This window comes from Candidatus Poribacteria bacterium, assembly GCA_026702755.1.
In the GTDB taxonomy this organism is placed as follows: domain Bacteria; phylum Poribacteria; class WGA-4E; order WGA-4E; family WGA-3G; genus WGA-3G.
Map to the genome: position 1 here is coordinate 38,365 of JAPPBX010000037.1, position 6,772 is coordinate 45,136.

Sequence of the window (6,772 nt, forward strand, 5' to 3'; positions counted from 1 at the left end):
TCCTGTGGCAGTTCAAAATCTAAGAGGTGTGGGGTTGTAACGCCTGTTCAAGGTCAGCGATAATATCGTCGGCATCCTCTAACCCCACAGAGATTCTGACTAAGCCATCTGTAACGCCGATCTGCTGACGGATTTCTGCCGGAACGTGTGAATGCGTTGTTGAGGCAGGATGGCAGATGAGGGTCCGCACATCTCCCAAACTGACAGCGAGCGAACAGAGCTGGAGGCGATCAACGAGGTGTTCACCTACAGTACGTCCGCCCTTCAGTTCCAGCGTTATCATACCGCCGAACGCTTCCATCTGGTGTTCGGCGAGTTCATGTTGCGGATGGCTCGGTAGACCCGGATAGCGAACCCACGCGACCGCGGGATGCGCTTCAAGAAAGGCTGCGAGGCGCGATGCGTTTTCACAGTGTCTCGCGAACCGCAGCGGCAGTGTGGTGAGTCCATGCAGCGTTAGCCATGCATTGAACGGACTGATGACCGCACCGAAATTACGCAACGCCCCCTCCTTAGCACGCGTAACGAATTCCTTCTCTCCGATAATCGCGCCAGCGATGACCGCACCGGTCCCACTCAAATATTTCGTCATACTATGAACAACGACATCAATGCCGAGCGCAATTGGTTGTTGACCGCACGGTGTCGCGAAGGTATTGTCAATAATTGAGGTTAATCCGTGTGCCTTTGCAATTTCGGCAGCTGCCCGCAAGTCTATCAGTTTCAGGAGCGGATTCGTCGGGCTTTCAAGGTAGAGCACCTTCGTATCATCTCTGATCGCACGTTCAATTTGTGTGGTGTCCGTGGCATCAACGAACGTCGTCTCAATTCCGAATCGCGGGAGTTCCTCATTGAGGATTTGGAACGTAGCGGAATAGAGATTTTCCATCGCGACGACGTGCCCACCCTCAGCTAAAGCAGTGAGCAAGGCAGTACTAACGGCTCCCATCCCCGACGCAGTTGCGAGTGCAGCCTCGCCTGCCTCAAGCACGGCAAGCTTCTTTTCCAATACCTCTTGGGTCGGATTACCCCAACGGGTATAGACATAGCCGCTCTCTTCGTCTCGGAAGGCTTCGGCGCATTCGGCAGCCGTTGTAAAACGGAACGTACTGTTCTGATAGATAGGCGGCAGCAGCGGGATCCCACTTTTTTCGGTTGTGGACGTTCGTGCTTCGCCTGCATGAATCGCTTGGGTATTCTTACCTAAATTTCTCTGAGATGTCATGTTCGCCTCAAAACTCCTATCGGTATTTCTCTGGAGCGTTTTTAATATTCGCGATGCCCCGATGCTGCGGACTTACTTCAAATCCTCAACGGGGTAACCTTCAAGTGCTAATAACCGGTGTTTCCGTTCTAAACCGCCACCGTAGCCCCCTAATGCCCCATTGCTTCTAACAACACGATGGCACGGTCTGAGAATAGAGACGGGGTTTGCCCCAACCGCGCTCCCAACAGCCCGAACCGCCTTTGGTTTCCCTATCTGTTCCGCAATCCATTTGTAACTGGACACCTCTCCATAAGGGATTCGCTGGATGGCATCCCAGACCTTCTTCTGGAAGGGCGTTCCCCAATCTACTCGGAGCGGAATCTCGGAAACATCAAGCGGCTCACCTGCAAAATACCGCTCAAGCAGTTCTTGTACCCGATTTAGCACGGGATACTCCATTTGAAAGTGCGGCGGTTCATTGAACGGAAAATTATCCGCAAAAAAAAGATGTGAAATACTACTCTGATCGGCAGCGACTATTCCGATACAGCCCATGGGAGAATTGTAGGTGATAGTCCGGGAAGCAAAGTCATCGTGTGTGCTTTCGTGAGATTGCATGTCAATTGGAACTCCCTTAAGAAACGGTTTCAATGGATTCATCTTCATTTTTTAATTTGACCTTCAATTGATTATACGGTATGCTATATCGCAAACCATGGCTATATTTGAAACATCCGATCAACTCTATAGTTACATCAGTGAACTATTTGAAGAAATCGCCACGCTACCGGAAGCGAAAGAAGCACTGAAATCGTTGACGCTGAACGTTCAATTCAACTACAGCGCGCCCGATTGCGAGATGACTCTAACGGCAGCAGATGGCGAATATTCTATCGCCCGCGGTACCTGTGACAACACTACCCCTGACGTTGAACTGACGATGACAGGCGATATCGCCTACAAATTCTGGACAGGTGAACTCAACGTTATGGGGGCGATAACAACACGCGAGATCGGCATCGTTGGTTCCCTCGGCAAGGTAATGCGACTCGCCCCGCTCATCAAAACGGCGGTCCGTTACAACCGCAAGCGAGAAACAGGTCCCGATTCCTAACATTCAAGGAGGCTTCAATGGAAACCGACAATCTATTAGAAACGGTCGAACCTTACGTTACACAGTTGCGGGAAGAAGGCTGGTGCGTCTTAGAGAACGCCATTCCCGCCGATGCGGTCAACGAGGTTTGTGAAGAGGTCGAAACTTCAGAAGCAGAGTACAATGAATTCAGAAAAGAGCACGGTGCCTGGGAGCGCAACGTTATCAGTTTCATGCCGAAATTCGCCGCGCATCTCGCAAATGAACGACTCCTCGCTACGATCCAGCAGCTGCTGGGACCGCAAGTGCGTATTTCACAAACCGAGTATAAGATCCGTCCCCCGCACTACGAATTGGTGCGCGCATATCACTCCGATTTCCCCTACGATCTGAACCAAAAGTGGCACATCACACAACCGTTTCCGACCGCTGTCATCGGCATTACCACCCTCTGGATGCTTTCGGAGTTTACGACAGAAAACGGCGGCACCTGGATTGTTCCCAAGAGTCATGTAGATCTCCGAAATCCCAGAGGCAAAGAAGATAACATTGGAGACCGAAACCCAATTGATGGGGAAATGCAAGCCATTGGAAGCGCAGGCAGTGTACTCATTATGGACAGCCGGATTTGGCATTCCAACGCAGAAAATCCGAGCGATGGCAAACGGACTGCGGTCGTTGTCAGATACGCACCCTGGTGGCTGAATTTAGAACTCTTTGGTGTCAATACCGCTACAATTCCCGGAGAGACATTTGATAATTTACCGGACGATGTCAAATTGCTCTATGAGCACCGGGCAGAAAACCGAGAGGCAACCGTCTGGATCTAAAATAGTAGGCATACCCCGTGTGCCGCAACAAAAGGAAATCTCCCATGTCAACAACACTTGTACACATCGGCGTTCGCACGACCGATTTAGAAAAAAGCATCCGTTTCTGGCGCGACGCCCTTGGATTGCATGTTTTCTCGACCATGAACGGCTGCTATGATCTCACCGACGGTTATCACAACTTCCGTGTATTTCAGCACCGTGGTCCTGACCGTCCGGAGCATGTCGGCGGAATGTTAGACTACCTCCACATCGGTGTTCGTGTGCCAAACTTACGAGAAGCGGCACAACGGTGTGAGAACCTCGGCTTTGAAATCACCTGGGAAGGCTTAGACGGTAGTAGACCTTACGATCCAAATTCGGACGAACTGCCCTCAGTCGCTTTCAAGGTGGAAGACCCGGATGGCATCGTCGTTGACATCACCGAGCAGGACGATCAGTGGCCCGGTGTGGACATTGACAGCAAGAATTGAGTCGGTCATTCGCAGCGACATCAGTAGGCGCGGTTCTGTGCCGCGCCACCGACATATTTACTCATCGCCACCGCCCAATAGCCCCAACCGGAACAGATAGTAGAGCAGCGTGAGCAGAGCCGTTACCGCTGCAGCGAGATACGTCAAAAACGCAGCGTTAAGCACCTTGCTGGCATGGCGATTCTCTTCCGGTGAGAGCATCCCGGCTTCATCCATCGCGACTTTAGCACGTTTACTTGCATCCCATTCAACCGGAAGCGTTATCAAGGAAAAAACAACGCCTACTGCAAACAGTCCTACACCGAGTAGGAGGAAGGGTTGAATAAAGATGCCTACCATTATCAGGATATACGAAAACATCGAACTAAAATTCGTCGCAGGGACGAGGGCGGTACGCAGGTTTAGCATGGCATAGCCGTGTGCGTCCTGCATCGCATGGCCCGCTTCATGGCAGGCGACCCCTATTGCGGAGAGCGATTGACTTGAATAAACATCATCAGACAACCTGAGTGCCTTTTTGCTTGGATCATAGTGGTCACTTAACCATCCACTTGAACGTTCAATCCGTACACCGCTAACACCGTGCCTTCTGAGCATCAGATCGGCGGCTTGTGCCCCCGTCAGTCCGCTACGTGACCCGACTTTTGAATATTTCGAGAACGTCGATTTCGTGCGAAACGTCGCGTAGAGGGACAGGGCAAATCCAGGTGCGAGAAATACGAAGTAGAGCGGATCAAAAAAACCGAAAAACATGATTGACACCTCCGAGTTAATGTATTTAGGACTTACGCATTCCCTCTTAAAGTCCCCTACCCCCCTGATAAGGGGGAGAAAGGGGGTTGAGGATTTAGGGGGGTTTAAAGAACGAAAATCACCGCTTTTTGCGTCTAAATGTCCGATTTTTGCTCGACTTGCGTAAACCCCATGTATTTTTATTGCTAAAACAATTTTTATCTATTAGGTTAAGAAATTATACAGGATATCTCCACGAAATTCAAATCATTTTCAGGTGAGGAGAGAAGGATGCTTAAAATAATTGATACCCACCAACACCTCTGGGATACTTCTAATTTGGAATACCCCTGGTTAGAAGGATTTGACCTATTGGGAAAACAATATACAGCGGAAGATTATCGTGAGGCGATTGGAGACCTTAACGTTCTCAGATCGGTCCACGTTGAAGGGGATCCCGCTGAAACGGATGTCGTCAAAGAGGTTGAGTGGTTAACACAGATATCAGAAGAAGACGGCATGATAGGTGCAATCGCAGCGGCGGCACCGCTTGAAAAACCGAACGCCGAGGCTATTCTTGAGCAGCTTACAGGGTTCGGACTTGTCGTCGGGGTCCGTCGGATGGCGTGGCATCATCCGGATCCGCAGTTCTACGCGAGTTCTGAACTGATTAATGGCGTGAAACTGTTGAAGAAGTTTGACCTCTCTTTTGAACTCTGTGCGAACCATGCGCAGCTTCCCGCGGCGATCGGACTCGTCAAATCAACACCGGATGTGCGGCATGCGCTCAATCACTGCGGAGGACCCGACATAAAAGGCGGGCAATTTGAGCCGTGGGCAACGCATGTCCGTGAGCTCGCTGCCTTTGAGAACGTCCATTGCAAGATATCAGGGATTGTGACAACAGCGAGTGAGAACTGGACACGTGAGGAACTGAAGCCGTATATCCAGCATCTAATAGAGGTATTCAGTTACGATCGGGTCATGTTCGGGAGTGATTGGCCCGTGTGTACCTTAGCGGCGACATATCAGGAGTGGGTCGCGGCACTCTCATGGGCTGTTGAGGACGCTTCGGATGCTGAGAAGAACAGACTCTTTTATCAAAATGCCTCGGAATTTTATTCGATATAGAGTGGCACGCTCCAACACGGTAGGTGCGGTTTCCCAACCGCACCATAACTCTCATTTTAGCATGTAGGCACCACACCCTAATCGCCATGCGGATCCCGGGTTGAACGAAACTGAGAAACGGGACTCTGACTCAGAAACATACCAAACACCAAAACCTCTCAGATACACTCAAAGACACAGTGAAACGCAACTTTAGACTGCTATATCTCAAAAAAGCACTCAGAAAAGCGTTGGGGTTCACTGCAGGACTGATTTACTTCCGCAAACTTCATAAGGGACCCCTGAAAAAGTGGCAAAATTGGGCAGGATTTGGAAAGTGTTTCGCCAATCGCGCGGTAACGGTTATAGTAAGTCCTATTTAAAAGTCCTATTAAAAAAATTTGACAATTTTTGCATTTTATGGTATAATTATTATGATGCTGATTTCATGCTGAAGCATATTTGCTACTACTGTGTGAATCGCGTCAGGGGCAGCTCCCCGTTTTCGGGGTGCGCAGCAGGTGTTACGAGCACCTGCCACGCGTAGCACTGCCATAGCCTAAGTATGACAACGCTGGTTTCTATTCTAACATAATAATGGTTTCCGTTGTGTGTTATTTATAGGGACCAGCCCCTAAAAAAGGAGTGCCTAACATGAAAACACGCCTCTTGCGGTGGGTCCCCATCGCGCTTTTCTTCGTCGTGGCGACACTCAGCGTCGCGCTGCACCTTACACATGCCGCGCATGAACCGTGTCGTCCGACCCCCGAAATCTGTCACCCTCGAATACAACCCTCACCGTGCCAACCGATCACTTGTCCCGACGCGGACAGGAGATAAACACGCGCGGTGAACAACCGAAAGGAGAGAAAAACAATGTTTTTACGAAAATACTGGCTCCCTATGTCGGTGTTTATAGTGATGATTGTCGGTGTCGGGCTTTACTACCTGCAGACACGTTCACCGAAACCACCGATTATCATTTACAAAACGACTGAGGTAGAGACCCGGAAGGCGAAAGCACCTATCGCAGAAACATCGCAAGGTGGACGCTTCGACCAAGATGACTCTTGGCTTGCAGAACCGCCCCCTTCGCCAGAATCCCCCACTGTGGGACCTCACGAATCCGCAGGAACACAAAATGGAATTGAGGCAACTGCTCGGCAACCGACCGAAGAAGATAAAGCGGAAGCAATTCAGAGGTATTATCAGCAAATGGGGGTTGATCCGCCTCCTAAAGGCTATACCTACATAATGTCCGAACCCGGTGTTCCCAAATTTGATGAAAATGGCATGCCTATTTTACTAAAACTTGGAGAACCGCTGA

At 50.2% G+C, this 6,772-nt stretch carries 8 protein-coding genes and 1 pseudogene; 6 read left to right on the top strand and 3 right to left on the bottom strand.

Annotated elements, in window-relative coordinates; genetic code table 11:
- Positions 1 to 19: 19 nt before the first annotated feature.
- Together OXH39_07250 and OXH39_07255 are read right to left on the bottom strand one after the other, a co-directional pair.
- A complete protein-coding gene (locus OXH39_07250) occupies positions 20 to 1,225 on the bottom strand; it encodes an aminotransferase class I/II-fold pyridoxal phosphate-dependent enzyme (protein MCY3550241.1) in 1,206 nt (401 codons plus the stop codon).
- A gap of 72 nt (positions 1,226 to 1,297) precedes the next feature.
- Positions 1,298 to 1,567, bottom strand: a pseudogene (locus OXH39_07255) (MGMT family protein).
- Between the two features lie 355 nt (positions 1,568 to 1,922).
- On the opposite strand from OXH39_07255, the gene OXH39_07260 reads away from it, so the two are divergent.
- From OXH39_07260 to OXH39_07270, 3 genes are read left to right on the top strand one after another with little or no spacing between them, the layout of a single operon-like run.
- The gene (locus OXH39_07260) at positions 1,923 to 2,321 is read left to right on the top strand and encodes an SCP2 sterol-binding domain-containing protein (GenBank protein MCY3550242.1); all 399 of its coding nucleotides are present in this window, start codon (positions 1,923 to 1,925) and stop codon (positions 2,319 to 2,321) included.
- 17 nt (positions 2,322 to 2,338) lie between these two features.
- Entirely contained in the window at positions 2,339 to 3,130 is a 792-nt protein-coding gene (locus tag OXH39_07265) for a phytanoyl-CoA dioxygenase family protein (protein MCY3550243.1), read from the top strand.
- Positions 3,131 to 3,174: 44 nt separating this feature from the next.
- Positions 3,175 to 3,603, top strand: coding sequence for a VOC family protein (locus tag OXH39_07270; GenBank protein ID MCY3550244.1), 429 nt, complete (start codon positions 3,175 to 3,177; stop codon positions 3,601 to 3,603).
- A 57-nt stretch (positions 3,604 to 3,660) separates the two neighbouring features.
- On the opposite strand, the gene OXH39_07275 is transcribed toward OXH39_07270, so the two are convergent.
- Positions 3,661 to 4,356, bottom strand: a complete 696-nt coding sequence (locus OXH39_07275; protein ID MCY3550245.1) for a zinc metallopeptidase — start codon at positions 4,354 to 4,356, stop codon at positions 3,661 to 3,663.
- Between the two features lie 270 nt (positions 4,357 to 4,626).
- Here OXH39_07275 and OXH39_07280 point away from each other — a divergent pair, with 270 nt between their 5' ends.
- The 3 genes from OXH39_07280 to OXH39_07290 form a co-directional block, all read left to right on the top strand.
- Positions 4,627 to 5,466 (top strand): amidohydrolase family protein, encoded by an 840-nt coding sequence (locus OXH39_07280; GenBank protein MCY3550246.1) that lies wholly within the window; start codon positions 4,627 to 4,629, stop codon positions 5,464 to 5,466.
- 633 nt (positions 5,467 to 6,099) lie between these two features.
- Positions 6,100 to 6,285, top strand: a complete 186-nt coding sequence (locus tag OXH39_07285; protein MCY3550247.1) for a hypothetical protein — start codon at positions 6,100 to 6,102, stop codon at positions 6,283 to 6,285.
- Between the two features lie 36 nt (positions 6,286 to 6,321).
- Positions 6,322 to 6,772: hypothetical protein (locus OXH39_07290; protein MCY3550248.1), on the top strand; the 451-nt coding region annotated here is incomplete at its 3' end.